24 protein-coding genes are annotated in these 25,249 nt (G+C 71.2%); 8 read left to right on the top strand and 16 right to left on the bottom strand.

Features of this window, described 5'->3' with window-relative positions; all coding sequences use genetic code 11:
* Positions 1-19 precede the first annotated feature (19 nt).
* Positions 20-688, top strand: coding sequence for a potassium channel family protein (locus tag IF23_RS0119265; RefSeq protein WP_030285302.1), 669 nt, complete (start codon positions 20-22; stop codon positions 686-688).
* Positions 685-1,356 carry a potassium channel family protein gene (locus tag IF23_RS0119260; RefSeq protein WP_030285300.1) on the top strand — a complete coding sequence of 224 codons (672 nt, stop codon included), beginning with the start codon at positions 685-687 and terminating at the stop codon, positions 1,354-1,356. Before IF23_RS0119265 ends, IF23_RS0119260 begins: the two co-directional genes overlap by 4 nt.
* Positions 1,357-1,454: 98 nt before the next feature.
* Here the strand turns inward: IF23_RS0119260 and IF23_RS0119255 are convergent, their stop codons facing one another.
* The 6 genes from IF23_RS0119255 to IF23_RS0119230 all read right to left on the bottom strand — a co-directional run bounded on the left by IF23_RS0119255 (position 1,455) and on the right by IF23_RS0119230 (position 8,669).
* Positions 1,455-2,291, bottom strand: a complete 837-nt coding sequence (locus tag IF23_RS0119255; protein WP_030285298.1) for a DUF3159 domain-containing protein — start codon at positions 2,289-2,291, stop codon at positions 1,455-1,457.
* Between the two features lie 3 nt (positions 2,292-2,294).
* Complete coding sequence (locus tag IF23_RS0119250) at positions 2,295-2,693, bottom strand: OB-fold nucleic acid binding domain-containing protein (protein WP_078654088.1); 399 nt, start codon at positions 2,691-2,693, stop codon at positions 2,295-2,297.
* Positions 2,694-2,798: 105 nt separating this feature from the next.
* Positions 2,799-3,482, bottom strand: coding sequence for a response regulator (locus IF23_RS0119245; RefSeq protein ID WP_030285294.1), 684 nt, complete (start codon positions 3,480-3,482; stop codon positions 2,799-2,801).
* A gap of 148 nt (positions 3,483-3,630) precedes the next feature.
* A complete protein-coding gene (locus IF23_RS0119240; protein WP_030285292.1) occupies positions 3,631-6,213 on the bottom strand; it encodes a sensor histidine kinase in 2,583 nt (860 codons plus the stop codon).
* A gap of 519 nt (positions 6,214-6,732) precedes the next feature.
* Positions 6,733-7,572 (bottom strand): pentapeptide repeat-containing protein, encoded by an 840-nt coding sequence (locus IF23_RS0119235; RefSeq protein ID WP_078654087.1) that lies wholly within the window; start codon positions 7,570-7,572, stop codon positions 6,733-6,735.
* A gap of 410 nt (positions 7,573-7,982) precedes the next feature.
* Entirely contained in the window at positions 7,983-8,669 is a 687-nt protein-coding gene (locus IF23_RS0119230; RefSeq protein WP_051739713.1) for an ABC transporter ATP-binding protein, read from the bottom strand.
* Positions 8,670-9,173: 504 nt separating this feature from the next.
* Here IF23_RS0119230 and IF23_RS0119225 point away from each other — a divergent pair.
* On the top strand, positions 9,174-9,998 hold the full coding sequence (locus IF23_RS0119225) for a MerR family transcriptional regulator (protein WP_030285287.1): 825 nt from the start codon (positions 9,174-9,176) through the stop codon (positions 9,996-9,998).
* A 314-nt stretch (positions 9,999-10,312) separates the two neighbouring features.
* On the opposite strand, the gene IF23_RS0119220 is transcribed toward IF23_RS0119225, so the two are convergent.
* The 3 genes from IF23_RS0119220 to IF23_RS0119210 are packed head-to-tail and all read right to left on the bottom strand — an operon-like array spanning position 10,313 to position 12,190.
* Positions 10,313-11,077, bottom strand: a complete 765-nt coding sequence (locus IF23_RS0119220; protein WP_030285285.1) for a DUF3710 domain-containing protein — start codon at positions 11,075-11,077, stop codon at positions 10,313-10,315.
* Position 11,078: 1 nt separating this feature from the next.
* A complete protein-coding gene (dut, locus tag IF23_RS0119215) occupies positions 11,079-11,600 on the bottom strand; it encodes a dUTP diphosphatase (RefSeq protein ID WP_030285283.1) in 522 nt (173 codons plus the stop codon).
* The gene (locus IF23_RS0119210; protein ID WP_030285281.1) at positions 11,597-12,190 is read right to left on the bottom strand and encodes a PaaI family thioesterase; all 594 of its coding nucleotides are present in this window, start codon (positions 12,188-12,190) and stop codon (positions 11,597-11,599) included. Before IF23_RS0119210 ends, dut begins: the two co-directional genes overlap by 4 nt.
* A gap of 58 nt (positions 12,191-12,248) precedes the next feature.
* Here IF23_RS0119210 and IF23_RS0119205 point away from each other — a divergent pair, with 58 nt between their 5' ends.
* Complete coding sequence (locus tag IF23_RS0119205; RefSeq protein ID WP_030285280.1) at positions 12,249-12,692, top strand: DUF3093 domain-containing protein; 444 nt, start codon at positions 12,249-12,251, stop codon at positions 12,690-12,692.
* 14 nt (positions 12,693-12,706) lie between these two features.
* On the opposite strand, the gene IF23_RS0119200 is transcribed toward IF23_RS0119205, so the two are convergent.
* The 4 genes from IF23_RS0119200 to IF23_RS0119185 form a co-directional block, all read right to left on the bottom strand.
* A complete protein-coding gene (locus IF23_RS0119200) occupies positions 12,707-13,549 on the bottom strand; it encodes a hypothetical protein (RefSeq protein WP_425423855.1) in 843 nt (280 codons plus the stop codon).
* A gap of 14 nt (positions 13,550-13,563) precedes the next feature.
* A complete protein-coding gene (locus IF23_RS0119195; RefSeq protein WP_016575747.1) occupies positions 13,564-13,866 on the bottom strand; it encodes a DUF4193 domain-containing protein in 303 nt (100 codons plus the stop codon).
* Positions 13,867-14,422: 556 nt separating this feature from the next.
* Positions 14,423-15,682 carry a sensor histidine kinase gene (locus tag IF23_RS0119190; RefSeq protein ID WP_030285277.1) on the bottom strand — a complete coding sequence of 420 codons (1,260 nt, stop codon included), beginning with the start codon at positions 15,680-15,682 and terminating at the stop codon, positions 14,423-14,425.
* 4 nt (positions 15,683-15,686) lie between these two features.
* Positions 15,687-16,340 carry a response regulator transcription factor gene (locus IF23_RS0119185; protein WP_030285276.1) on the bottom strand — a complete coding sequence of 218 codons (654 nt, stop codon included), beginning with the start codon at positions 16,338-16,340 and terminating at the stop codon, positions 15,687-15,689.
* 302 nt (positions 16,341-16,642) lie between these two features.
* On the opposite strand from IF23_RS0119185, the gene IF23_RS34475 reads away from it, so the two are divergent.
* The gene (locus IF23_RS34475; protein ID WP_169750012.1) at positions 16,643-16,816 is read left to right on the top strand and encodes a hypothetical protein; all 174 of its coding nucleotides are present in this window, start codon (positions 16,643-16,645) and stop codon (positions 16,814-16,816) included.
* A gap of 66 nt (positions 16,817-16,882) precedes the next feature.
* Here the strand turns inward: IF23_RS34475 and IF23_RS0119175 are convergent, their stop codons facing one another.
* Positions 16,883-17,683, bottom strand: coding sequence for an inositol monophosphatase family protein (locus IF23_RS0119175; protein WP_030285273.1), 801 nt, complete (start codon positions 17,681-17,683; stop codon positions 16,883-16,885).
* A gap of 109 nt (positions 17,684-17,792) precedes the next feature.
* Positions 17,793-18,938: a ferrochelatase gene (locus tag IF23_RS0119170; protein WP_030285271.1), complete on the bottom strand. Its 1,146-nt coding sequence runs from the start codon at positions 18,936-18,938 to the stop codon at positions 17,793-17,795.
* Between the two features lie 318 nt (positions 18,939-19,256).
* On the opposite strand from IF23_RS0119170, the gene IF23_RS0119165 reads away from it, so the two are divergent.
* Together IF23_RS0119165 and IF23_RS0119160 are read left to right on the top strand one after the other, a co-directional pair.
* Entirely contained in the window at positions 19,257-20,537 is a 1,281-nt protein-coding gene (locus IF23_RS0119165) for an MFS transporter (protein ID WP_030285269.1), read from the top strand.
* 572 nt (positions 20,538-21,109) lie between these two features.
* The gene (locus IF23_RS0119160; RefSeq protein WP_030285267.1) at positions 21,110-22,450 is read left to right on the top strand and encodes a D-arabinono-1,4-lactone oxidase; all 1,341 of its coding nucleotides are present in this window, start codon (positions 21,110-21,112) and stop codon (positions 22,448-22,450) included.
* Between the two features lie 64 nt (positions 22,451-22,514).
* Here IF23_RS0119160 and IF23_RS0119155 read toward each other — a convergent pair whose 3' ends face one another.
* Positions 22,515-23,675, bottom strand: coding sequence for a hypothetical protein (locus tag IF23_RS0119155; RefSeq protein ID WP_030285266.1), 1,161 nt, complete (start codon positions 23,673-23,675; stop codon positions 22,515-22,517).
* A gap of 500 nt (positions 23,676-24,175) precedes the next feature.
* Between IF23_RS0119155 and sepH the strand changes: the two genes are divergently transcribed.
* Complete coding sequence (gene sepH, locus IF23_RS0119150) at positions 24,176-25,243, top strand: septation protein SepH (protein ID WP_030285264.1); 1,068 nt, start codon at positions 24,176-24,178, stop codon at positions 25,241-25,243.
* Positions 25,244-25,249 lie beyond the last annotated feature (6 nt).

Below are 25,249 nucleotides of genomic sequence, written 5' to 3'. Positions count from 1 at the left end.
GACTGCGGGGTAGGTGGACGTGCACATCGTCATCATGGGATGCGGGCGGGTCGGTTCCGCGCTCGCCCAGACCCTGGAGAGCCAGGGCCACACCATCGCCGTCGTCGACCAGGACCCGACCGCGTTCCGCCGTCTCGGCTCGTCGTTCGGCGGCCGCCGGGTGACCGGCGTCGGCTTCGACCAGGACACGCTGCGCGAGGCCGGTATCGAGGAGGCGGGCGCCTTCGCCGCGGTCTCCAGCGGCGACAACTCCAACATCATCGCCGCCCGGGTGGCCCGCGAGATGTTCGGCGTCGAGAACGTCGCGGCCCGGATCTACGACCCGCGCCGCGCCGAGGTCTACCAGCGCCTGGGCATCCCCACCGTCGCCACGGTCCGCTGGACCGCCGACCAGATGCTGCGGCGGCTGCTGCCGTCCGGCGCCGAACCGCTGTGGCGCGATCCGAGCGGCGGGGTGCAGCTCGCCGAGGTGCACACCTCCCCGTCCTGGGTCGGCCACAAGATCAGCAAGCTCCAGGAGGAGACCGGCGTCCGCGTCGCCTTCCTCACCCGTTTGGGCGAGGCGATGCTGCCGACCTCCCAGACCGTGCTGCAGGAAGGCGATCTGGTGCACGTCATGATGCGCACCGACGACGTCGAAGCCGTCGAGGCGGCATTCGCCGAAGGCCCCGAGGAGGCCCACGCATGAGGGTCGCGATTGCCGGAGCCGGCGCGGTGGGCCGTTCCATCGCGGGTGAGCTGCTGGAGAACGGTCACGAGATCCTGCTCATCGACAAGGCGCCGACCGCCATCTCCGTCGAGCGGGTGCCACTCGCCGAATGGCTGCTGGCCGACGCCTGCGAGATCACCTCGCTCGACGAGGCGGCGCTGCAACGCTGCAACGTCGTCATCGCGGCGACCGGCGACGACAAGGTCAACCTCGTCGTGTCGCTGCTCGCCAAGACCGAGTACGGCGTGCCGCGCGTCGTCGCCCGGGTCAACAACCCGAAGAACGAGTGGCTGTTCAACGAGGCATGGGGCGTGGACGTCGCCGTCTCCACGCCGCGCCTGATGTCCGCCCTCGTCGAGGAGGCGGTGAGCGTCGGCGACCTCGTCCGGCTGCTGCGCTTCAGCCACGGCGACGCCAACCTCGTCGAGCTGACGCTGCCCCCGGAGGCGGCGCTGGCCGGTACCCGGGTCGGCGACGTCGACTGGCCCGAGGACACCTCGCTGGTCACCATCATCCGCGGCACCCGCGTCCTGACGCCCAACAAGGAGGACGCGCTGGAAGCCGGTGACGAGCTGCTGTTCGTCGCCGCGCAGTCGCGCGAGGAGCAGCTGGAGGACCTGCTGTCGGTCCGCCGCAAGGACGCCTGAGCCGGGCGCCCGCACCGACCGCGAAGGGCCCGGGAACCGTGGTGGTTCCCGGGCCCTTCGGTGTCACGGGGCGGCCCCCGTACGGCGCGCCTGCCGGGTCAGCGGCGGTGGCGCGGGCCGCTCGACGGCTCCGGCCGCCCGGTGGCCGCCGCACGCTCGGCCTCCGCCGCCTTCTCCGCCTCCTCGGCCGCCTCCATCTCCGCGAACACATCGATGGGCGGCGGCGCCTTCGCCAGGAAGACCCAGGTCAGATAGACCGCCAGCAGGAACGGCGGGATCTTCAGCGCGATCAGGATCCAGCCGAGCTGTGTGGTGTCCGCCCACCAGTACAGCGGGAAGAGGATCGCGCACTTGGCGAAGAGGATCAGCCCCCACGCCCAGCTCGCCTTGGCGTACGCGGTCTTACGGCCGGGGTTACGGGTGCGCCAGGAGAGGTTCTCCTTGAACACCGGGCCCAGGATCAGACCGATCAGCGGCACCCCCGCCACCGTCGTGATCATGTACGCCAGCGACAGGCCCAGGGTGTAGAGCATGCCGGGCAGATAGAAGTCCTTGGCGTTGCCGGTCATCATCGCGAAGACGACGCCGAACGCGACGCCGAAGACGCCGCCGAGGGCGTGCTTGAGGGTGTCCTTGCGCGCCAGCCGCACCACGGCCAGCACCAGCGACACCGCCAGCGCCGCGAGCGCCGAGGACTTCAGGTCCTTGTTGACCGTGAAGATCGCGACGAACAGCAGGCCCGGCAGCACGGTCTCCACCATGCCCCGCACCCCGCCGAACGCCTCGAACAGCGCCGCCTCGGTGACGGCCCGGCTGTCCGCCTCCGGGCCCGTCGGCACACCGGGCGCCGGGCCGTCGGACGGCTCGGCGGTGTGCACCGCGGCGGGCGGGTGGTTCGGGGATGCGTCAGTGGTCGGTCGATCGGTCGACGTCACCGGCTACTCCTGTCCGAGCGGTCGGAGTTCGTACTTCGGATTGAAGAGCACCCGGCGCCCGTGACTCATCGAGACACGGCCCGAGGCGATCAGCTTGCGGCCCGGTTCTATACCGACGATGGAGCGGCGGCCCAGCCACACCACGTCGAGGGCGGCCGAGCCGTCGAACAGCTCCGCCTCCAGCGCAGGCACCCCGGCGCGCGGCCGCAGCGTCACATGGCGCAACGTGCCGGTGACCTTCACGATCTGCCGGTCGTCGCAGTCGGATATCCGGGTGCAGCCCGTCGCCTGTGTGTCCTCCCGCAGCTCGGCGGACTGCAGCTCCTCCTCGGAGGAGGACAGTCTGTCGAGCATCCGGCGGAAGCGGCCGGCCGGCTTCTCGGATCGGGTCCCAGCACTCATGAACCCAGCGTACCGGTGCCCACCGACACCGCTCACGGCATGCACACACCCGTTCCCGCCGCCCCGCCCGGGACCACGCCACCCGCACGGGGCGCCCCGGACCGGCTACGGCTCGAAGCGGTACCCCATGCCCGGCTCCGTGACGAAGTGCCGCGGATGCGACGGGTCCGCCTCCAGCTTGCGGCGCAGCTGCGCCATGTAGACCCGCAGATAGTTGGTCTCCTTGCCGTACGACGGCCCCCAGACCTCCTGGAGCAGCTGTTTCTGGCTCACCAACCGGCCCGCGTTGCGCACCAGCACCTCCAGCAGATGCCACTCGGTGGGCGTCAGCCGGATGTCGCGGCCCCCGCGGTTGACCTTCTTCGCCGCGAGATCGACGGTGAACCCCGGCGTCTCGACGACCACGTCCGCCTCCGCGGGCCCCGTCGGCTCCGCCCGGCGCACCGCCGCCCGCAGCCGCGCCAGCAGCTCGTCCATCCCGAACGGCTTGGTGACGTAGTCGTCGGCGCCCGCGTCCAGCGCCTCGACCTTCTCGTCCGACGTCTGCCGGGCGGAGAGCACCAGGATCGGCACCCGCGTCCAGCCCCGCAGCCCCTTGATCACCTCGACGCCGTCCATGTCCGGCAGGCCCAGGTCCAGCACCACGACATCGGGATGGCGGGCCGCGGCCAGCTTGAGGGCCGTGGCCCCGTCGGGGGCCGCGTCGACCTCGTACTTGCGCGCCTTCAGGTTGATCACGAGGGCCCGCACGATCTGCGGCTCGTCATCCACCACGAGCACCCGGTTCACTGACGTTCTCCTCGCGATGTCGGGACCCCGGGCACGTGGCCCGGGAAAAGGATGGGGATACCGGCGGCGACGGCGCCGACCGGACGGTGCGGAACGGGGACGGCTTCCCCGGGCGAGCCACGTCCCTCGGGCCACCCGCCTCTCCCGCTCATGTGAAGGCCCCGGCCGTCGAGGACCGGGGCCCGGCGGCGGGCGGCCGGTCCTCCGCCGCCCGCAGCGTGAGCACCATCGTCATCCCGCCACCCGGGGTGTCCTCCGCGGCGAGCGTGCCGCCCATCGCCTCGGTGAAGCCGCGCGCCACGGCCAGCCCCAGGCCCACGCCCGCACCGCGCGGCGCGTCGCCGTACCGCTGGAACGGCTCGAAGATCCGGTCCTTCGCCTCGTCCGGGACGCCCGGCCCCCGGTCGACGATGCGCAGCTCCACCCGGTCGCCCAGCGCACTCGCCGCCACCAGCGCCTGCGCCCCCTCGGGGCTGTACTTCACGGCGTTCTCCACCAGATTGGCGACCGCCCGCTCCAGCAGCCCCGGATCGACCGCGACGATCGGCAGCGCCTCCGGGATGTCCAGCGTCACACTGCCGTCCGGCACCCCGCCCAGCGCCATCGGCACCACCTCGTCCAGGTCGATCTCCCGGATCAGCGGGGTGACGGTGCCGGTCTGCAGCCGCGACATGTCCAGCAGATTGCCCACCAGGTGGTCGAGGCGGTCGGCGCCCGCCTCGATGCCCGCCAGCAGCTCCGCCTCGTCCTCCGGCGACCACGCCACGTCATCCGAGCGCAGCGACGTCACCGACGCCTTGATACCGGCCAGCGGGGTGCGCAGATCGTGGCTGACCGCGGCCAGCAGCGCCGTCCGGATGCGGTTGCCCTCCGCCAGTTCCCGGGCCCGCGCCGCCTCGCCCATCAGCCGCTGCCGGTCCAGGACGACGGCCGCCTGCGCGGCGAACGCCGCCAGCACCCGGCGGTCCTCGGCCGGCAACACCCGGCCGCTCAGCGCCAGCGCCATGTGGTCACCGACCGGCATGTCGACATCCGCGTCCTCCGGGCGACGCAGCGGCGCACCCTTGGCCGGTTCGCCGACCTGCCCCGCGCACGTCCACGGATCGACGTCGCTGTGCCGCTCCAGCAGCGCCACCGCGTCCATCGCGAACGTCTCCCGCACCCGCTCCAGCAGCGCGTCCAGACTGGTCTCGCCGCGCAGCACGCTCCCGGCCAGGAACGACAGGATCTCCGACTCGGCCCGCAACCGCGCCGCCTGCTGCGTACGGCGCGCCGCCAGGTCCACCACGGACGCCACCGACACGGCCACCGCGAAGAAGATCACGATGGCGACGATGTTCTGCGGATCGCTGACCGTCAGGGTGTGCGTCGGTGGCGTGAAATAGAAGTTCAGCAGCAGCGACGCGACCGCCGCCGACGCCAGCGCCGGCAGCCGCCCGCCCAGCAGCGCGGCCATCACCGTCAGGAAGAGGAACAGCAGCACGTCGTTGGCGAGCCCCGGCCCGTCGTTGGCGATGCCCGGCCCGTTGTCTACGCGGTACAGCAGCAGCGACAGCAGCATCGGCGCCACCACCCCGACCAGCCACCCGGCCACGATCCGCGCCCGTCCCAGCCGCGCACCACGCGCCACCGGCAGCCCACGGCCCTTCGCGACCTCGTCGTGCGTGACGATGTGGACATCGAGGTCCGGCCCCGACTCCCGGGCGACCGTCGCCCCCACCCCCGGCCCGAACACGTACTGCCAGCTCTTGCGGCGGCTGGAGCCCAACACGATCTGCGTGGCGTTCACCCCTCGCGCGAACTCCAGCAGCGCCGCCGGGATGTCGTCCCCGATGACGTGGTGAAACGTCCCCCCGAGGTCCTCCACCAGGGTGCGCTGCACGGCCAGTTCCTTCGGCGACGCGGACGTCAGCCCGTCGCTGCGCGCGATGTAGACGGCGAGCACCTCGCTGCCCGAGCCCTTGGCCGCCATCCGGGCGGCGCGGCGGATCAGCGTACGGCCCTCGGGACCGCCGGTGAGACCGACGACGATCCGCTCCCGTGCCTGCCAGGTGCTCCGGATGGAGTGCTCGGCGCGGTACTGCTGCAGATACTCGTCCACCCGGTCGGCGACCCACAGCAGCGCCAGTTCACGCAGCGCCGTCAGGTTGCCGGGGCGGAAGTAGTTCGACAGCGCGGCATCGACCTTGTCCGGCTGGTAGATGTTGCCGTGCGCCATGCGGCGACGCAGCGCCTGTGGCGACATGTCGACAAGCTCCAGCTGCCCGGCGCGCCGCACCACCTCGTCCGGAACGGTCTCCTGCTGCCGGACGCCGGTTATCGACTCGACGACATCCCCGAGTGACTCCAGATGCTGGATGTTGACGGTCGAGATCACCTCGATGCCCGCCTCCAGCAGCTCCTCGATGTCCTGCCAGCGCTTCTCGTTACGCGAACCGGGCACATTGGTGTGCGCCATCTCGTCGACCAGCGCGACCGCGGGACGCCGTTCGAGCACCGCGTCGACGTCCATCTCAGTGAAGGTGGCGCCGCGGTACTCCATCTCGCGGCGCGGCACCTGCTCCAGACCGTGCAGCATCACCTCGGTGCGCGGGCGACCGTGCGCCTCCACGAACGCCACGACGACATCCGTGCCGCGCTCCACACGCCGGTGCGCCTCGGACAACATGGCGTAGGTCTTGCCGACGCCGGGCGCCGCACCGAGATATATCCGTAGCTTGCCGCGTGCCATGGCCCCATTGTCTTACGTCAAGCCCGCCCCCACCGGGCTGAGCCTGCTCCCGACAGTACCCACCACCCACCCCCCGACGGCCCCGGGAACGGGCCCGGGCGCCGGTTTTGACGGGACCCTGATGGGCGAGACGGGCGTGTCGGACGTGACGGGGCACGGGCACGGTTCAGCTGCGGACGTCGGCGGGAGCGCCGGGGTACCGGCCCGGTCCCGGGACAGCCCCACGACCGCGATCCGGCACCGGACACGCTTCAGCAGCCTGCGCCGGGCGAACCGGGGTCACGCGCTCGGCGGCGTGCATGCCCTCCTTCCCGGCAGCTGGACACTGCGCCGCGGCTACGGGGAAGCCATGGCCATCCGTACTGACCGAAGCAGCCGGGACCACGGCGCGGCGGCGGGCGGAGGACGTGGCACCGATGCCTGGATCTCCCGGCGATCGCCTCGGAGCAACGTGCCCCTCGTCAGCGGCGGGGAAATCACCTCTCCGCTTCACCAAAAAGCGACAAAGCGATACGGCACTCAGCTCAGCCAATGCCCAGGGCGCAGCAACGTCGACGGAATCCGGGTCATGGCATTCCCTTTCGCGGCATCGAGCTGCGCCTGCGTGAGGAACAGACAATCGGTGAGGTCCGCGTCCCGTATATCGGCATCGCGGAAGTCCGCCCCGATCACATCCGCCATCCGCAGATCGGCACCCGAAAGATCGGCGGCGATGAGATACGCGCCTCTGAGGCTGGCGCCCCGCAACCGTGCCCCACGCAGCCGCGCGCCGATCAGGTCGGCACCACGGTGATCCTTCTTCCGCCCGGGCACCTCGGCTCGTACCAGCTCGCTCGTCCGTAGCAGCAGGCCGTTCGCCCGCTGCCGAATCGCCGCCACATCGGCCCGGGTGATCTCCTCCGCGCTGCCACGCGTGAGCCCGTCGATGTCGTCGAACGCCCGGCGCAACTCGCCCCGCATCGTTCGTGCCTGCGGCCGGGCCAGCGCCTCGGTCAGATACCGCAGCACCTCATGGAGCTGCCGCATGACGGGGAACACCGCGAACATCCGGCGAGCCGTCTCCGGACTCTCCCGCCAGTCCCGACCCGCGAAGGTCACCTGCGAGACCTTCTGCCCCGCACCGAAACAGTCGAAGACCGTGCATCCGGCGAAGCCACGCTCACGGAGCTGATGGTGGATGCCGCAACGGAAGTCCTCCCGCAGGTTGGCGCAGGGTGTGCCCGCTGCCTTGCCGACCGCGAAGTCGGACGAGGTCTCGAACGGCAGGGCGACACAGCACAGCCCGAAACAGTTCGCACAGTCCGGCTTCAGCCCTGCGGCATCCGCGTCCAGCACCGGCAGTTCACGCTTCTCGGACACCGTCCGCCATCTCCCACCACAAGAAGGCGTCACCGATCGCCACGCCGAGGAGCGGGCATTGTTTCCGAACCGAGGGGTGGCACGCCTCTGCTTTTCCTTCGGGGCCCTCCCCCTCCCCCTCGCCCACCCACCACCACCGCCACGAAAGCGCAAAGACGAAGCGCCACCACAGTTCACAAGACCAAGCTCAGCAGGTCACGAGGCACCACCCACGAACACAACCCGCACATCACCGACGCGGATACCGCCCCCCCCCGACCCACCAACTCACGCCCCGCCCTCACACGCGCACCTCAACTCACGCCCGCTGCCCGCCACTCCCCATCACCCGGCATTCCACGGCCAGGCCGACCCCTCGACGTCCTTCGACGCCCCACCGACTTCCCGGGTCCGCCCTGGTCGGACGCCGCCTACTGCTCGGCCCCCTGGCCGCCCGCCTTGATCACCCCATCACTCAGCTCAAGCACCCGATCCGCCAGACCGACGAGGTGCGGGTCATGGGTCGCGACCAGCGCCGTCACGCCCTCGCTGCGGACCACGGCCCGTAGCAGCTCCATCACCTCTCGCCCGGTCTCGGCGTCCAGTTGCCCGGTGGGTTCGTCCGCGATGAGGAGAGACGGCTGGTTGGCGAGCGCCCGGGCGATGGCGACGCGCTGCTGCTGCCCGCCGGAGAGCTCACCGGGACGCTGCTTCATGTGATCGGCGAGCCCGACGAGGGACAGCAGCAGCTCCACCCGCTCCTCCCGCTCCCGCGACGCCATACGCCGCAGACGCAGCGGCACTCCGACGTTCTCGGCCGCGCTGAGGATCGGTATCAGCCCGAACGTCTGGAAGACAAAACCGATCCGGTCGCGCCGCATCTCCAGCAGTCCGCTCTCGTCCAGGTCGGCCAGGGCCGTCCCGTCCACGGTGACCTGCCCCGCGTCAGGGGTGTCGAGCCCGCCGATGAGGTTGAGGAGCGTCGTCTTCCCCGAACCTGACCGGCCGCGCAGGGCGACGAGTTCACCCCTCGGCACCTCGCAGGACACCCCACGCAGTGCGTGCACCGCTCCCGCGGCCCGCCCGTAACTCCGGTGCAGGTCCCGCACCACGACCATGGGCCGATCCGACACCTCGACCGCGGTCCCCGTCCCACCGACCGTCACCGCACCGGTGCCCGGCCCCGCATCACCGCTCCGCGCCAGGCCCTTGCGGAACTTCCCTCTCCCACTTCCGACCACCATCTCCACTCCCCCGTCCCCTCCACGCACTCCCTGCGCGCACGCCACTCGCCCTAAGCACCACCCGGGCCTTCCCCCAACAGGCCCCGGGCATCGGAACCTTCCCCGTCCGCAGCTCATCTCGCGACCCACGTCGCGGGGAGGCGGCCACCGACGGCGTCAGTATGCGTAGAGCGCGATCGGCAGGGCAACGCCTGTGGACAACTCACGCAACAGCCCGGACGAGGCACCCGAGTAGCGGCCACACGGACGAACCGCCCGACACGCCACCACGGAGTCACCCCGTCCTCACCGAGCCGAGAACAGCCCAGCCCAGGCCACCGCGCCTCCCCTCCTACCCTTGACCCTGACACCGTGTGAGGCCATGCACTGAGGGGCGTCATGTTCACCATCGGAGACTTCGCCCGGCACGGCCGCGTGTCCATCCGCATGCTGCGCCATTACGACGCACTCGGACTGCTGCGCCCCGCCCATGTCGACCCCGTCAACGGCTACCGCTTCTACGAGGCGGCCCAACTCGCCCGCCTCAACCGTGTCCTCGCACTGAAGGACCTCGGCTTCACGCTCCACCAGGTCCAGGAAATCCTCGACGAGACCGTGAGACCCGAGCAGTTGCGCGGGATGCTGCGGCTACGGCAGGCAGAGCTGGAGGCAGCCATGACGGCGGCAGCGGCACGGCTGGTACGCGTCGAGACGAGGCTCCGGTCGATCGAAAGCGAAGGACATATGAGCCCCGACGAGGTAGTGGTCAAGCGCACTCCGCCGGTACGCGTCGCCGAACTCAGCGCCACGGCCGACAGCTTCGCCCCGGAAGCCATCAGTCCCGTCGTAGGACCGCTCTTCGACGAGCTGTGCCAACGACTCGACCACGCAGCCGTGACACCCGCCGGCCCGCCGATCGCCTACTACGAAGCGGCCCCCGGTTCCGGTGAGGCGGTACTCGTACACGCCGCGATCCCCGTCACGGTTGCACCCGGCGGCCCGCACGGGTTGACCGTCGTGGACCTGCCCGCGATCGAGAACGCGGCCACCGTCGTGCACCGCGGATCCATGGACGCCGTCCTGCCCACGGCCCAGACACTGGCCCACTGGATCGACGCCAACGGCTACCGCTCCACCGGATACGCCCGCGAGCTCTATCTCGCATGCGACGACGACCCCGCCCACTGGGTCACCGAACTCCAGGAACCCATCACCCGTCGCTGACAGCCGCCCGTCGCTGACAGCGGCAGCAACGGTGACAGTCACCTCACCGCCGACCGACATCAGGACACCACCCACCGACAGTGACTGCACCAGCAACAGCCACACGTCGCACACACGCAGTGACGCAGTAACACCAAGCCGATATATCGACTCTGCGCCCCGCGCCCCTCCCCAAGCCGCGCTCCCTCCGAACGCACGGATGCCCGTGCCCGCACCCTCTCGGGTGCGCTCACGGGCATCCGTCTCTCCGCGCTCAGTCGCAGCGACCACGCAGCCGGGGCGCAGGCAGCCCCCCGGCCCGGTCGGCCTCGCGGTCAGCGGATCTCGGTGATCTCCGGGCCGCGCTCCAGGCGCTCCACCCCGCCGCCGAAGCGGGAGCCCTCGGCCGGCTCCTGCTGTACGCCGTCCGGCACCATCTGGGCGTCGTCCGGAAGCTTCAGGACGATGGGGTCACGGGGCGCCATGGGGGCGTCACCGCGGATGACGACGGTGTCCTGGAAGATGTGCTCCAGCACGCTGGCGGCCTCCGGCTGCACCGCGCCCTGGCCGGAGATGACACCGCGCAGGAACCACCGCGGGCCGTCGACGCCGACGAAGCGCACGACCTGCACACCGTTGGTGCCGTCGGGCAGCTGCACCGGAACCTGGGCGCGCAGTTCCCAGCCGAGGGGACCCTCGACCTCGTCGATGACGCCGCCCTGCTGCGTGATGCCGGAGGCGATCTCCTCGCGGACCTCGCCCCAGATGCCTTCGTTCCGGGGTGCGGCGAACGCCTGCACCTGCACGGCGCTGTCCTGGAGGACGACGGTCGCGGCGACGATCGCGTCACCGGCGACCTCCACCCGCAGCTCCATGCCGTCGACCCCGGGGACGAAGAGTCCTCCCAGGTCGACGCGGCCCTCGCCGGGGTTCTTGACCTCGGAGACGTCCCAGGGGCCGTCGGGACGGGGCGCGGGCGGCAGGGCGACTCGCTCGTCGTCCGCGTCCGCGTCGGTCTCGCTCACCGCGGTCTCGTCGGCGAGTTCCGTGTCCTCCGCCGGCTCGTGCGCGCTCTCGTTCTTCTTGCGACGTCCGAACACGTCACTGTCCTTCCCAGTCGGCACCGACCGATGCGTATTCATTCCCGCCCGTGGAGCCGCCCACCGCCGCGTGACCGCCGGTGGAACCGAATCCCCCCTCGGCCCGCGCCGAGCCGGGAAGTTCCGCCACCTCGTGGAAGCGCACCTTCTCGACCTGCTGGACGACCAATTGGGCGATCCGGTCGAACCTCTCGAACCGCACGCTCTCGCGCGGATCCAGATTGACCACGATCACCTTGATCTCTCCACGGTACCCGGCATCGACCGTCCCAGGGGCATTCACCAGCGCCAGTCCGCACCGGGCGGCGAGACCGGACCGGGGGTGCACGAAGGCGGCGTACCCGTCGGGCAGGGCGAGGGAGATGCCGGTGGGCAGAACGGCGCGCTCACCCGGGGCGAGGTCGGCGGCCTCGGTGGTCACCAGGTCGAGGCCCGCGTCGCCGGGGTGCCCGTACGAGGGGACGGGGACCTCGGGGTCGAGACGGCGCAGCAGCACGTCGACGGGGTTGCGGCGTTCGCTCACGGGTTCACCTCGAAGGCGCGGGCGCGCCTGATCTGGTCCGGGTCCTCCATGGCGGCCCGGATCTCCTCGCTGCGGCCGTTGTCGATGAAGTGGTCGACCTTGACCTCGATGAAAACGGCGTCGGCGCGTACGGCGACGGGGCCGTCGGGGCCGCCTATCCGGCCGACGGCGGTGGAGTAGATCTTGCGGCCGTGGACGGCGGTGACGCGCGCGTCCAGGTGCAGGACGGTGCCCAGGGGCACGGGGCGCAGGAAGTCGGTCTCCAGGCGGCCGGTCACCGCGATCACGCGCAGCAACCAGTTCAGCGAGCCCAGGGTCTCGTCGAGCGCGGTGGCCAGCACGCCGCCGTGGGCCAGGCCGGGAGCGCCCTGGTGGGCCTCCTTGACGGTGAACTCGGCGCGGACGCTCACGCCCTCGCCGGCGCGGGCTTCCAGGTGGAGGCCGTGCGGCTGCCCCTCGCCGCAGCCGAAGCAGCGGTCGTAATGGGCGCCGAGGAGTTCGCCGGGGGCCGGTGCGTCGGGGTGCCGGACCGGGGCGGCGGCGCCTTCCGGGGGCGTCAGCCGCGTCCTGGGTTCGTCAGTTCCACTCACGAGGGGAGACCCTACCCGCGCGCGCCGAGGGCCTGCGCCGCCGTGCCAAGCTTGGTGCATGCAGTCGTACGAAGAACGTCTCACCGCGCCCCGTTCCTGGTGGCTTGTCGCCGCGCTGATCGGTGTGGCCTGTGCCCTGATGCTGCTCCCGGTGGGGACGCTGCCGATGCTCGGCGGGCTGATCGGCGGGGGTGCGCTGTCCGCCGTGGTGGTGAGCGCGTACGGGTCGGTGCGGATCCGGGTGGTCGGTGACGCGCTGATCGCGGGGGACGCGAAGATCCCGGTGGCGGCGCTGGGTGAGGCGCAGGCGCTGGACGCCGAGGAGGCGTTGGCCTGGCGGATGCACAAGGCCGATGCGCGGGCGTTCATGCTGCTGCGCAGCTACATCCGGACCGCGGTGCGGGTGGAGATCGTCGATCCGTCGGATCCGACGCCGTACGCGTATCTGTCGACGCGGGATCCGGAGCGCCTGATGGCGGCGTTGGCGGCCGCGCGCGTCTGACGAGCGGCGGAAGGCTACGCGGCGTCCTGCGGCCCGGGGAGCGGGCCGGGGGCCGCGGCGCCGGGGAGGGCGTCCCAGGAGATCTGGTGGGCGCGCAGGTCCTTGCGGACGGTGTCGGCGAGCTTGCCCGTCTCGCGGCGGTTGAGGAACGCGCCGACCGCGGCGCCGACCATGAACGGTGTGAGGTTGGGCAGATTGCGCAGCGTGCGCTTCATGATCTGCTGCCGCAGCTCGCGTTTGGCCTGGCCACCGAGGGCGAGGTTGAGCGTGGCGGGCCGGGCGACGTCGATGCCGCGCTCCTCGGTCCAGGAGGTCAGGTAGGCGAAGCCGCGCTGCCGGGCGGTGCCCTGGGCGCGTCGGCCGTAGACCTCGTGGAGCTCGGCGATGAGTTTGATCTCGATCGAGGCGACGCCGACGATCTCGGCGGCCAGCTGGGTCGGCATCGCCGGTGGTACGGGCAGCACGGCGGCCGCCCCGACACCGGCGCCGACGGCAGCGGTGGCCCTGGTGGCGCCCGCGACGAGTTTGTCGGCGAGTTCCTCGGGGGTCAGGCCGGGGAACTGGGTGCGCAGGGTGGCGAGGTCGCGGACGGGGATCCGCGGGGCGATGGCGATGAGCCGGTCGGCGAGTGCGGCGAGCTGGGCCCGGGCGCTGCCGCCACCGCGTACGGCGCCTTTGCCGATCGTGGCGGCGAGCGAGGCCACCCGGCCCCGCTCCTGCGATGAGCCGGCCGTCCGCTCCGTGGGGAGGGCGGTGGGGTCGGCGGGCACGGGCGCGTGTTCTCCACGTGGTCGTGCGCCGGCCGCCGGTCCTTTCCCGCCCTTGAGGCCCTTACGGAACGGGTTCACGCCTGCCACGGCGCCGACCGGACTCAGGCCGCGCAGTCGCGGCAGATCGGGTTGCCGTTCTTGTCCTCCGCCGCGAGCTGGCTGCGGTGGTGAACCAGGAAGCAGCTCATGCACGTGAACTCGTCCTGCTGCTTGGGCAGGACCCGTACGGCGAGCTCCTCGTTGGACAGGTCGGCGCCGGGGAGTTCCAGGCCCTCGGCCTGCTCGAACTCGTCGACGTCGACGGCCGAGGCGGACTTGTCGTTCCGCCGCGACTTCAGTTCTTCGATGCTGTCCTCGTTGAGGTCGTCATCGGTCTTGCGTGGGGTGTCGTAATCCGTAGCCATGTCGCTCTCCCCCTCTGGGTGTCTGCGGTGTCTCAGCGCTCGTAACGCGTGAGAGGCCGGACTTGTGCCCGACCTGAGGCGGAGATTTTGCCTCACATCAAGGTCTGTTACTCAATCGACACCCAACCGCACCCGGAAGGGGTGATCGGTTTGGATGGCGAACTGGACCGTACACGGTCCGAATGCCGCATCGCGCGGATGCCAACCCGTGTACTTCCCGTGATCAGGGCTCCGGGAAACCCGGATTTTCCCGGCTTTTTGCCGGGCATTTCGATCACGGAGAGTGGAGGGACGGAATGCGACCGCTGTGAGCGATCACACATGGAAAGGGCGGCAGGCAGGCCGTCCGAATTCCGCGCAAAGCGAACTCGGCGAAGGATGACCGCCCCGCCCTCGTTCCGTCAAACCGCGCTTCGCCCTTATGGCGCTGTACGGCCGCCCAGCGGGCGTTCGTACACGCATACGCCCGATGAGGTACGGGAGCCCCCGTCCGCGCCCCAGCGGGCCGCACAGGCCGCCCGCGCCGCCCCGCAGGTCCACCGGGGCGGCGGTCACCTCACAGCGGGAGTACGACCCGCATCGTCAGGCCGCCGCCCTCACGCGGCTCCGCCGTGATGGTGCCGTCGTGCGCACGGGCCACCGAGCGCACGATGGACAGCCCCAGACCGACACCCTTGTCACTGCCGGTCCGCTCCGTACGGAGCCGCCGGAACGGTTCGAAGAGGTTCTCCACCTCATAGGCGGGGACCACCGGGCCCGTATTGGAGACGATCAGTACCGCACAGCCCGGCTGCGGCTCGGTGGCGACCTCCACCCAGCCGCCCTCGGGGATGTTGTAGCGCACGGCGTTCTGTACGAGGTTGAGCGCGATCCGCTCCAGAAGGACGCCGTTGCCCTGGACGAACACCTGATGGCGCGCCCCACGGAACTCGATGCCCTTCTCCTGCGCCTCACCACGGGCCTGGTCGACGGCCTGGGAGGCGACCTCGGCGAGGTCGACGGGCTTTTTGTCGACAATCTTGTTCTCACTGCGGGCGAGCAGCAGCAGTCCCTCCACGAGCTGCTCACTGCGCTCGTTGGTGGCCAGCAGCGTCTTGCCGAGCTGGGTCAGCTCCGGTGACGCGTCCGGGTCGGCGAGCTGCACCTCCAGGAGGGTGCGGTTGATCGCCAACGGGGTGCGCAGCTCGTGCGAGGCATTGGCGACAAAGCGCCTTTGTGACTCGAAGGCCCGGTCGAGACGGTCCAGCATCTCGTCGAAGGTGTCCGACAGCTCCTTCAGCTCGTCGTCGGGCCCGCCCAGCTCGATCCGGCGGTGCAGATCGGAACCGGCCACCCGCTGCGCGGTGCGGGTGATCCGCCCCAGGGGCGACAGGACCCGCCCCGCCATGGCGTACCCGAAGGCGAACGCGACGACCGTCAGGCCGAGCAGCGCCAGCAGCGAGCGGTTGAGGAGGGTGTTGAGCGCGAAGGCGCGCTGGTGCTGGATGCACTCGCCGACCGCGCGGTTGAGCTGCTCGACATCGGCCACCGACGACAGACCGCTACAGGTGCTGCTGGAGATCCGCAGGCTCTGCGCGTCGATGATCTTGAACGGCAGTTGGTTGCCCGCGCCCAGGGCGTCGGCCGCGAGGATGTAGATGATCGTCAGCAGCACGATCCCGGCCATCAGGAACATGCCGCCGTACAGCAGCGTGAGCCGTATCCGGATGGTCGGCCGCAGCCAGGGGAAAGGCCGGACGTTGACCGGTTTCGGGTCCCAGGTCGGCTTGGGCGGGGTGGGGGGTGGCGTGGGGGTCGCCTTGGAGAAGGGAGGCATCTGCTCAGATCCGGTATCCGGAACCGGGGACAGTGACGATCACGGCTGGTTCACCCAGCTTGCGGCGCAGCGTCATGACCGTGACGCGGACGACGTTGGTGAACGGGTCGGTGTTCTCGTCCCACGCCTTCTCCAGCAGCTGCTCCGCCGAGACCACCGTCCCCTCGCTGCGCATCAGCACCTCCAGGACCGCGAACTCCTTGGGCGCGAGCTGCACCTCCCGGCCGTCCCGGAAGACCTCGCGGCGATTGGGGTCGAGCTTGATCCCGGCCCGCTCCAGGACGGGCGGCAGGGCGACGGTCGTACGGCGCCCCAGGGCGCGCACCCGGGCGGTCAGCTCGGTGAAGGCGAACGGCTTCGGAAGGTAGTCGTCGGCGCCGATCTCCAGGCCCTCCACCCGGTCGCTGACGTCACCGGAGGCGGTGAGCATCAGGACGCGGGTGGCGATGCCCAGCTCCACGACGCGGCGGCAGACGTCGTCACCGTGCACGAGCGGCAGGTCACGGTCGAGGACGACGACGTCGTAGTCGTTCAGCTCGATCCGCTCCAGGGCGGCTGCGCCGTCGTAGACCACGTCGACGGCCATGGCCTCCCGGCGCAGTCCGGTGGCCACCGCATCGGCGAGCAGTTGCTCGTCCTCGACGACGAGAACACGCACGTCGCAATCCCTTCCGCAAAGCCCCGCCAGGCAGGGCACAACAATGTCTCAGAGCCCTTCCATCCTGCCCCGAAGAGCCATAAACCGGCGGTAAGGGGGGCTCGCGGGGCGCGCGGACCCGGATTCGCCGGATTCGCGGGCGGGTTGAGGTTTCCCTGAGGTGGGGCGGGGGGAGGACGACTGCACACCCTCGATCACGCCCCGCCGGGCCTCTCTTGACGACCCTCCGCAGGGACATGTCGTGATCGACCCACCCGTCGGCACATCAGTGCCAACCCGGACCCACGACGAGGGGGCGCACCATGGACGCGTTCACCGCAGGCATTCTGCAGCGCATACGGAACACCGAAGCCGTTCTGGACCGGGCTCGTGCGTCGGGCGACGACTACCTCGTCGACGTCGAGCAGGCGGAGCTCGAGGACCTGCAGCGCCTGGCCAGCGAGTACGGAGTGGAGGTCGGCGCGGTCCGCGCCTGACGTCCACCGCACGCCACCGCGCCCCGGTCACCGCAAGGTGCCGGGGCGCAGTCGTGCGCGGCGCCGTCAGTCGTGCCAGGCGCCCAGTTCCTCCAGCAGCGGCTGCAGCACGCCGAAGACCTCGGGCGACGCGGCGACGGTCAGCTCCTGGGAGGCGGGCTCGCCGGGGCGGCCGCCGGTGAGCGCCCCGGCCTCGCGGGCGATGAGTACTCCGGCCGCCAGGTCCCACGGGTTCAGGCCACGCTCGTAGTAGGCGTCGAGGCGGCCGCACGCCACATCGCACAGGTCGATGGCGGCCGAGCCTCCGCGCCGGATGTCGCGGACCTGCGGCACCAGCGCGCGCACCACCTCGGCCTGCCCGATACGGCGCTCGGTGAGATAGCCGAAGCCCGTTCCGACCAGGGCCTGGGAGAGCGGGGGCGCGGGCCGGTGGCGCACGCGCTCCCCGTTGTTGAACGCGCCGCCTCCCAGGACGGCGTGGTAGGTCTCCCCGCGCATCGGGGCGGCCACCACGCCGACGACGGTCTCGCCGTCCTTCTCCGCGGCGATGGACACCGCCCAGGAGGGCAGTCCGTAGAGGTAGTTGACGGTGCCGTCGACGGGGTCGATCACCCAGCGCACCCCGCTGGACCCGGTGACGCTGGCGCCCTCCTCGCCGAGGAAGCCGTCGTGCGGCCGGTGCTCGGTGAGGAAACCGGTGATCAGCTTCTCGGAGGCGATGTCCATCTCGGTGACGACATCGATGGGGCTGGTCTTCGTGGCGGCCACACCGAGGTCGGCGGGGCGACCGTCGCGCAGCAGTCGGCCGGCCCGGTCGGCGGCCTCCAGGGCCAGCTGGAGAAGTTCGTCGTACAGCGGATCGGACACGGGGCTCCTTGCTCGGTCGAGCGGCAGGCGGGGGCGGACGGCGGCGTGGCGGCGCCCTTGTGGGGCGCTGCGCCGCACGGAGGGCTGGCCGTGGCGGGGCGGGCGTGCCCTAGGGGGCGACGGCGCCGGTCCAGTCGGCACCGGCGGCCGCCGGGCGGGGGGCGCGGGCCGGGCAGCAGCCGACGGGGCACAGGTCGTGGGAGGCGCCCAGCGCGCCCAGGGCGCAGCGCCGGGGGTCCTGGCCGCGTTCGGTCGCGGCGCGCTCCAGGACGAGGTCGCGGACGGCGGCGGCGAAGCGGGGGTCGGCCCCGACGGTCGCCGACCGGGTGACGGGCAGGCCCAGCTCAGCGGCCTTGGCGGTGGCCTCGGTGTCGAGGTCGTACTTGACCTCCATGTGGTCGGAGACGAACCCGATGGGCGCCATCACGACGGCCGGAACGCCCTGCCGGTGCTGTTCCTCCAGGTGATCGCAGATGTCGGGTTCCAGCCACGGGATGTGGGGGGCGCCGCTGCGCGACTGGTAGACGAGGCGCCAGGGGTGGTCGATACCGGTCTCCGCACGCACCGCGTCGGCGATCACCCGCGCCACGTCCAGGTGCTGGGCGACGTACGCGCCGCCCGCCCCGTCGGAGGTGTGGTCGGCCGGGGTGCCCGAGGTGTCGGCGGCGGCGGTGGGGATGGAGTGGGTGGTGAAGGCGAGGTGCGCGCCGTCCCGGACCTCCTCGGGGAGCGCTGCGAGAGAGGCGAGCACGCCGTCGATCATCGGGCGGACGAAGCCGGGGTGGTTGAAGTAGTGCCGGAGCTTGTCGACCTGCGGGACGGCCAGCCCCTCGGCCTTCAGGGTGGCGAGCGCGTCGGCGAGGTTCTCGCGGTACTGGCGGCAGCCCGAGTACGAGGCGTACGCGCTGGTGGCGAGGACGGCGATACGGCGGTGGCCGTCGCGGACCATGGCGCGCAGGGTGTCGGTCGTGTGCGGCGCCCAGTTGCGGTTGCCCCAGTAGACGGGCAAGGCCAGGCCGTGATCGGCGAAGTCCTTGCGCAGCGCGTCCAGCAGGCCGCGGTTCTGGGCGTTGATGGGGCTGACGCCGCCGAACAGGAAGTAGTGCCGGCCCACCTCCTTGAGACGCTCACGGGGGATGCCGCGGCCGCGGGTGACGTTCTCCAGGAACGGGACGACGTCGTCGGGGCCCTCGGGACCACCGAAGGAGAGCAGCAGCAGGGCGTCGTAGGGAAGGGGATCGCACTGTTCGGGCATGCCTCGATCCTGCCACCCTTCGCCGCGACACGACGGGCAGGTCCCGTGGCCCCGGGTGCGGCACGGGGCCGCGTGGCCCCGTGGGTGACGCGGCGCTCTCCGCCCGGTACGGCGGGGCGTCACAGCGGCGTGTCCCGGGGGTGCCGCACGGAGGTCGCCCCTCCCATGGGACGGACGGAATCGGGGCCGCACCGGGCGGCGTCGGTCGGGGCGAAGGGCCGGAAATACGGAGGCGACCGCTCCTCCGGCCCCCGTAAGCTGTATCGGCCACATACATCCCTTACCGATCTTCGGTCCTCACCCGGCGGAGCACCCTCGTTGCCCAGTCCCTACCGCGCCATCTTCGGCCCGCCCGGCACCAAGTCCTTCTCCGCCGCCGGACTCCTGGGGCGGATGCCGCTGTCGATGCTGGGCATCGGCGTGGTGACCATGGTTTCGCAGCTGACCGGCCGCTACGGCCTCGCCGGGGCACTGTCGGCGACCCTCGCCCTGTCCGCGGCGCTCCTGGGGCCGCAGATCTCCCGGCTCGTCGACCGCCACGGACAACGCCGGGTGCTGCGCCCGGCGACGCTGGTGTCGGTGACCGCCGTCGCCGGACTGCTGCTCAGCGCGCAGCAGCGGTGGGCCGACTGGACCCTCTTCGTCTTCGCGGCGTGCGCGGGGTGTGTGCCGAGCGTCGGCTCGATGGTGCGGGCACGGTGGGCGGCGCTCTACCGCGGTTCACCGCGCGAGCTGCACACCGCGTACTCGTGGGAGTCGATCGTCGACGAGTGCTGCTTCATCTTCGGTCCGATCCTCTCGATCGGGCTGTGCACGGCCTGGTTCCCGGAGTCGGGACCGCTGCTGGCGGCTGTCTTCCTGGTGGCCGGTGTCTTCTGGCTGACGGCGCAGCGCGCCACGGAGCCGGTGCCGCATCCGCGCGTCGCCCACACCGCGGGATCGGCGCTGCGGTCGCCGGGGTTGCGGGTGCTGGTGGTGACCTTCGTGGCGACGGGTGCGATCTTCGGCTCGATCGACGTGGTGACCGTCGCCTTCGCCGAGGCGGACGGCCGCAAGGGCGCGGCCAGCCTCGTCCTCGCCGTCTACGCACTGGGCTCCTGCGTGGCGGGCGCCGTGTTCGGACTGCTGCACCTGAAGGGGCACGCATCCCGCCGGTGGGTGGTGGGCGTGTGCGTCATGGCGCTGAGCATGGTGCCGCTGCAACTGGCGGGAACGCTGCCGCTACTGGCCGTCGCACTGTTCATCGCGGGCCTGTCGGTCGCACCGACGATGGTGACGACGATGGCACTGGTCGAGGAGCACGTCCCCCGGGAGAAGCTGACCGAAGGCATGACGTGGACGAGCACCGGCCTCGCGGTGGGTGTCGCCCTCGGCTCGTCCGCCGCCGGCTGGGTGGTGGACGCCGCGGGCGCGAGCCACGGCTACCTCGTACCGTGCGCGGCCGGACTCCTCGGCGCCGCGGTGGCCCTACTCGGCTACCGCCGCCTCCGCCCGACGGCCCCAGCGGCTCACCCTGCCGGGTCTGCCGGGGTGGTGCAGCAGGGCGGGGCTGAGGGGGGCGCGGAGCAGTCGGATTCGGGTGGGGAGCGGGTGTTGTAGGGGGTGGGACCTCGGGATGGGGTGCTCGGGGGCAGGAGTTTGCTTCGGGGCGTTGTGGGTGTGACTGGGTGACGGGTGGCTGGCGGTCGGGCGACTGTCACTTTCGCGTAAGTCGCTTTGTCGATAGCGATGCGCAGCGGCCTGACTGGCACACCTGACACCCATGCAATGCCGTGCACGTACAGCGGCGCGCAGCGTACGGAGGCAGGTCAGCGACAGCGACAGCGACAGCGACAGCGACAGCGACAAAAGGCAACCCTCACCGGAAGGCCGTGTCGACAATCCCCCACCACCAGTGAGACGGCGGCGACAGTCGCTCACCTAGGGAAGCCACACACAACGCCGCCCCAGGAAAGCCCACCTCCGCCGACACATCGACACAGTCACCACGCCACCTCATGACGCACAAGCCGACGCAACATGTCCGGGAGGCGACAGCTTCCACCCATTCCACATCATGTGATTCCCGTCACCTCCCCTGAGCTGACCAGTAACGACTGGCATCATGCGCTCAACTCAGACCGACGGCGGCCCCGTTGAGGGACTGCCCGCGCAGGGGAGGGGACGTCACCATGGCAGGCAGCAACACCCTCAGCGGCTCAGGAGGACGCGGCAGCGGAACGCCGTGGCGGAACTGGGCGGGGAACGTCACCGCCCGGCCCGCCCGCACTGTGGCACCGGCGAGTTCCCAGGAGTTGGCGGCCGCCATTCGGTCCGCCGCCGAGGACGGGCTGACCGTCAAGGCCGTCGGCACCGGCCACTCCTTCACCTCGGCAGCCGCCACCGACGGACTACTGATACGCCCGGAGCGCCTGTGCGGGATACGCGACGTCGACCGCCAGGCCGGGACGGTCACGGTGGGGGCCGGTACCCCTCTGCATCAGCTGAACCGCACGCTGGCCGCGCACGGACTGTCGCTGACCAACATGGGCGACATCATGGAGCAGACCGTCTCCGGGGCGACCGCCACCGGTACACACGGCACCGGTCGCGACTCCGCCTCTCTCGCCGCGCAGATCACCGCGCTGGAACTGGTCACCGCCGACGGGTCGGTGCTGCAGTGCTCGGCCGAACAGAACCCTGATGTCTTCGCCGCGGCCCGGCTCGGTCTGGGGGCGCTCGGCGTCGTCACCGAGCTGACCTTCGCGGTGGAGCCGGAATTCCTGCTGACCGCCCGCGAGGAACCGATGCCGTTCGACGAGGTGACCGACCGCTTCGAGGAGTTGACCACCGAGAACGAGCACTTCGAGTTCTACTGGTTCCCGCACACCGGCAACTGCAACACCAAGCGCAACAACCGCAGCCAGGGGCCGGCCGCACCGCCCGGGAAGGTCAGCGGCTGGATCGACGACGAGTTGCTGTCCAACGGCGTCTTCCAGGCCGCCTGCACTCTGGGCCGCGCCGCGCCGGTCACCATCCCCACCGTCGCCAAGCTCGCCAGCCGCGCCCTGTCGGCGCGGACGTACACCGACATCCCGTACAAGGTGTTCACCTCACCGCGCCGGGTGCGGTTCGTGGAGATGGAGTACGCGCTGCCCCGTGCGGCCGCCATCGATGCGCTGCGCGAGCTGAAGACTCTCGTGGACCGGTCGGACTTCAAGGTGTCGTTCCCGGTGGAGGTGCGGTGTGCACCGGCCGACGACATCGCTTTGTCGACTGCGTCCGGGCGCGACACCGTGTACATCGCGGTGCACATGTACCGGGGCACCTCGTACGGCGCGTACTTCGCGGCCACCGAGCGGATCATGACGGCGCACGGCGGCCGTCCGCATTGGGGCAAGCTGCACACCCGGGACGCGGCGTATCTGTCCGGCGTCTATCCGCGGTTCGGTGAGTTCACCGCGGTACGTGACCGTCTCGACCCGGAGCGACTGTTCGGCAACGCCTACCTGCGGCGGGTACTGGGCGAGTGACAACGCGGCCGCGGCTGCTCACCGGGGAGGGAGAGCAGGCCGCGGCCGCGTCGGGTGGGTGCTGTCAGGAGGGGTTCGGGTCAGGCTCCTGGGCGGCGGGCTTACCTCCGGCGTCCTGGCCGGTGCTGCCCGCGTCTCCGGCGCCGCTCTTGTCCCCGGCCGGCCCCGTCGGGTCGGGTGTGGTGGGCTCGGTCGAAGGGGTGGCGCCGTCGGACGGCGTGGGCGCGGGGGTGGTCGCGGACGATCCGTCGTTCGCGTCGCCGCCCGGGCTCGGCGTGCTGCCGTCACCGGGGCCGGTGGTGGCATCCGGCGCACCGGTAGGCGTACCGCTGTCGCGCTCCGTGCCGTGGGAGTGATCCGGACGGGGCGAAGCCGGGGCGTTGTCGGGAGCCGTACCGTGCTGGCTGCCACCGGTGTAGGTGAGGCGGCCCAGGGTGGTACCGGAGCCGCCGCTCGCGGTCTCCCCCGTGAGCAGTTCGACGCCGGTGACCACACCCATGGCGAGCACGAAGACACCGACCGCGCCGAGGACCGGCCGACGCCAGCCGCGCAGCCGGGTCCCGTACGTGGCGGTGACGGTCTCGTCACCGGGGAACGGCTCCGCCTCGGCGCCGTCGGCAGGGCCGTCGGGTGAGGTCGCCGCCCTCAGGGCAACGGTGCGCTCGTCGAGACGCGGCACCAACTGTGTACGGTCCGTGGCACCCGCCGGGCGCCCCGTGCACAGGGCGCGGGTCGCCTCGTCGGGCGGAGTGGCCGCTCCGGGGTGGAGCAGACGGGTCGCCGCGTCGTCCCCGGTGGGTGGTGTGGCATCCACCCGGGGCAGCAGTTGGGTGCGGGCCCCGTCCACCGGGGCAGCGGGTTCCGCGGAGACGGCAGTGACCGCGTCCGGTGCCCCGTCCCGGTCGAAGGTCGGCAGCACCATGGTGGCCGCGGCATGCGGGCCGTCCTTCCGGCCGGTGCGGGTGCCACGGGGCCGGGGGCGAGTGGTGATCGTCGCCTCCTTGATCTGCTCCCCCGTGCGCCGGAACAGATGCTGGAAGATCGAGCCACCGGTGGTGGCCACGACACTGACCACACCGGCACCGATGATCGTTCCGTAAACGCCGAGCTGACCCGCGAGGAAGGCGGCGACGGCCGCTGCGAGAGCACTGCCCGCGACCTGAGGAACGCTCAGGTCGATCCGTTTCTCCTTACCCTTCGGGTCGGTTTTGGTTTCTTCGTCCATCTCCAGCCCTTGATCGGTATTTCGATCCGTCTTGCACTCCAAAGATACTTTTGTGCGAAGTGAATGGTTCCGGATCTGGCGATTCTGTGAACCTTGCCACCTGTCGCTGTGGTAGAGAGGTCGACAAGGCGACTCAACTCCGTTGTCGCACCACAACTTCAGCGGCGCGGCGGTGCACTTCAGTGGCCCGAATGGAGTACTGTGGCGAGCCCTGGCCCCGGGATCCCGTCCGGCTGCCCGGACTCACGGGGAGAGGGGCCCAACTGGTGGCACCCGCCCTGGAGCGCCGCCGCTCGGCACGGGTGATCGGTCCCAGGGCAGGCGATACGGACACCGGCGTTGCGAACAGGTAACCGTCTCGCTTCGGCGTTTACGGACTCCGGTCCGATCCGCCGGGCAACTCGACAATGTTGTGGCAGGCTGCACCCCGGGCAGGCCACACTCGACCAGCGGAAGCAGCGACGCACGTGACGTCGGCAGGCACCACCCGGGAGGTCCCCATGCCCGAACTGCGTGTCGTGGCCGTCTCCAACGACGGCACACGGCTGGTGCTCAAAGCTGCGGACAGCACCGAGTACACACTGCCGATCGACGAGCGGCTGCGCGCCGCGGTCCGCAACGACCGCGCGCGCCTGGGCCAGATCGAGATCGAGGTCGAGAGCCATCTGCGGCCACGGGACATCCAGGCGCGGATAAGAGCAGGTGCGTCCGCCGAGGAGGTCGCCCAGCTCGCCGGGATCCCCGTCGAACGCGTCCGCCGCTTCGAGGGGCCGGTTCTGGCCGAGCGCGCCTTCATGGCCGAGCGGGCCCGTAAAACTCCCGTCCGGCGCCCCGGGGAGAACGCCGGGCCGCAGCTCGGTGAGGCGGTGGCGGAGCGGCTGCTGCTGCGCGGTGCCGACAAGGACAGCGTGCAGTGGGACTCCTGGCGCCGCGACGACGGCACCTGGGAGGTGCTGCTGGTCTACCGCGTCGCCGGTGAGCCGTTCTCCGCGGCATGGACGTACGACCCGCCCCGGCGGCTCGTCCAGGCCGTCGGCGAGGACGCGCGGGCGCTGATCGGCGAGGCCGACGACACGCCCGAGCCCAGCTTCCCGTTCGTCCCCAGGATCGCGCGGCTGCCGCGTGACCGGCCGCTGGACCGCGCCCTGGACCGGCAGACGCCGGACCGCGGCGAGCGTGCGGAGCGCGTCACCCCCGCCGAGGAGGAGACCGAACCGCAGGTCGCCGAGGAGGCCACCGCTGAGCGAGAGCGGGATTCGCTGACCAGCCTGCTGGAGGCGGTGCCGAGCTTCCGGGGCGACATGGTCGTACCGGACAGCGTCACGGCGCCGGTCGACGAGCCGATGGACGACGAGGTCGAGGAACCGGCCGCACCGGCGGCCAGTGCGGGCGCCGGGTCCGCGTACGCCGATGTGCTCATGCCACGTGCGGTCGCCGGGCACCGTGACCGGCTGACCGGCACCACCGACCGGCAGGCCGAGGCCGACGGTGTCCGCCCCGGGCGCCGGGCCGCCGTGCCGAGCTGGGACGAGATCGTCTTCGGCACCCGGCGCAAGAAGCAGGAGTAGCGCCAC

The sequence above is a fragment of the Streptomyces catenulae genome, assembly GCF_000718015.1.
In the GTDB taxonomy this organism is placed as follows: Bacteria; Actinomycetota; Actinomycetes; order Streptomycetales; family Streptomycetaceae; genus Streptomyces; species Streptomyces catenulae.
The sequence above is the reverse complement of the archived record's forward strand: the minus strand, read 5'-3'. Positions and strand labels throughout refer to the sequence as shown.

What these genes read in the sequence shown, in the direction of transcription:
- IF23_RS0119260 (WP_030285300.1), top strand. Translation starts at nt 685, where the DNA reads ATGAGGGTCGCGATTGCCGGAGCCGGCGCGGTGGGCCGTTCCATCGCG.
- IF23_RS0119250 (WP_078654088.1), bottom strand. Translation starts at nt 2,693, where the DNA reads ATGAGTGCTGGGACCCGATCCGAGAAGCCGGCCGGCCGCTTCCGCCGG.
- IF23_RS0119240 (WP_030285292.1), bottom strand. Translation starts at nt 6,213, where the DNA reads ATGGCACGCGGCAAGCTACGGATATATCTCGGTGCGGCGCCCGGCGTC.
- IF23_RS0119230 (WP_051739713.1), bottom strand. Translation starts at nt 8,669, where the DNA reads ATGGTCGTGGTGCGGGACCTGCACCGGAGTTACGGGCGGGCCGCGGGA.
- IF23_RS0119225 (WP_030285287.1), top strand. Translation starts at nt 9,174, where the DNA reads ATGTTCACCATCGGAGACTTCGCCCGGCACGGCCGCGTGTCCATCCGC.
- IF23_RS0119205 (WP_030285280.1), top strand. Translation starts at nt 12,249, where the DNA reads ATGCAGTCGTACGAAGAACGTCTCACCGCGCCCCGTTCCTGGTGGCTT.
- IF23_RS0119195 (WP_016575747.1), bottom strand. Translation starts at nt 13,866, where the DNA reads ATGGCTACGGATTACGACACCCCACGCAAGACCGATGACGACCTCAAC.
- IF23_RS0119190 (WP_030285277.1), bottom strand. Translation starts at nt 15,682, where the DNA reads ATGCCTCCCTTCTCCAAGGCGACCCCCACGCCACCCCCCACCCCGCCC.
- IF23_RS34475 (WP_169750012.1), top strand. Translation starts at nt 16,643, where the DNA reads ATGGACGCGTTCACCGCAGGCATTCTGCAGCGCATACGGAACACCGAA.
- IF23_RS0119170 (WP_030285271.1), bottom strand. Translation starts at nt 18,938, where the DNA reads ATGCCCGAACAGTGCGATCCCCTTCCCTACGACGCCCTGCTGCTGCTC.
- IF23_RS0119160 (WP_030285267.1), top strand. Translation starts at nt 21,110, where the DNA reads ATGGCAGGCAGCAACACCCTCAGCGGCTCAGGAGGACGCGGCAGCGGA.
- IF23_RS0119155 (WP_030285266.1), bottom strand. Translation starts at nt 23,675, where the DNA reads ATGGACGAAGAAACCAAAACCGACCCGAAGGGTAAGGAGAAACGGATC.
- sepH (WP_030285264.1), top strand. Translation starts at nt 24,176, where the DNA reads ATGCCCGAACTGCGTGTCGTGGCCGTCTCCAACGACGGCACACGGCTG.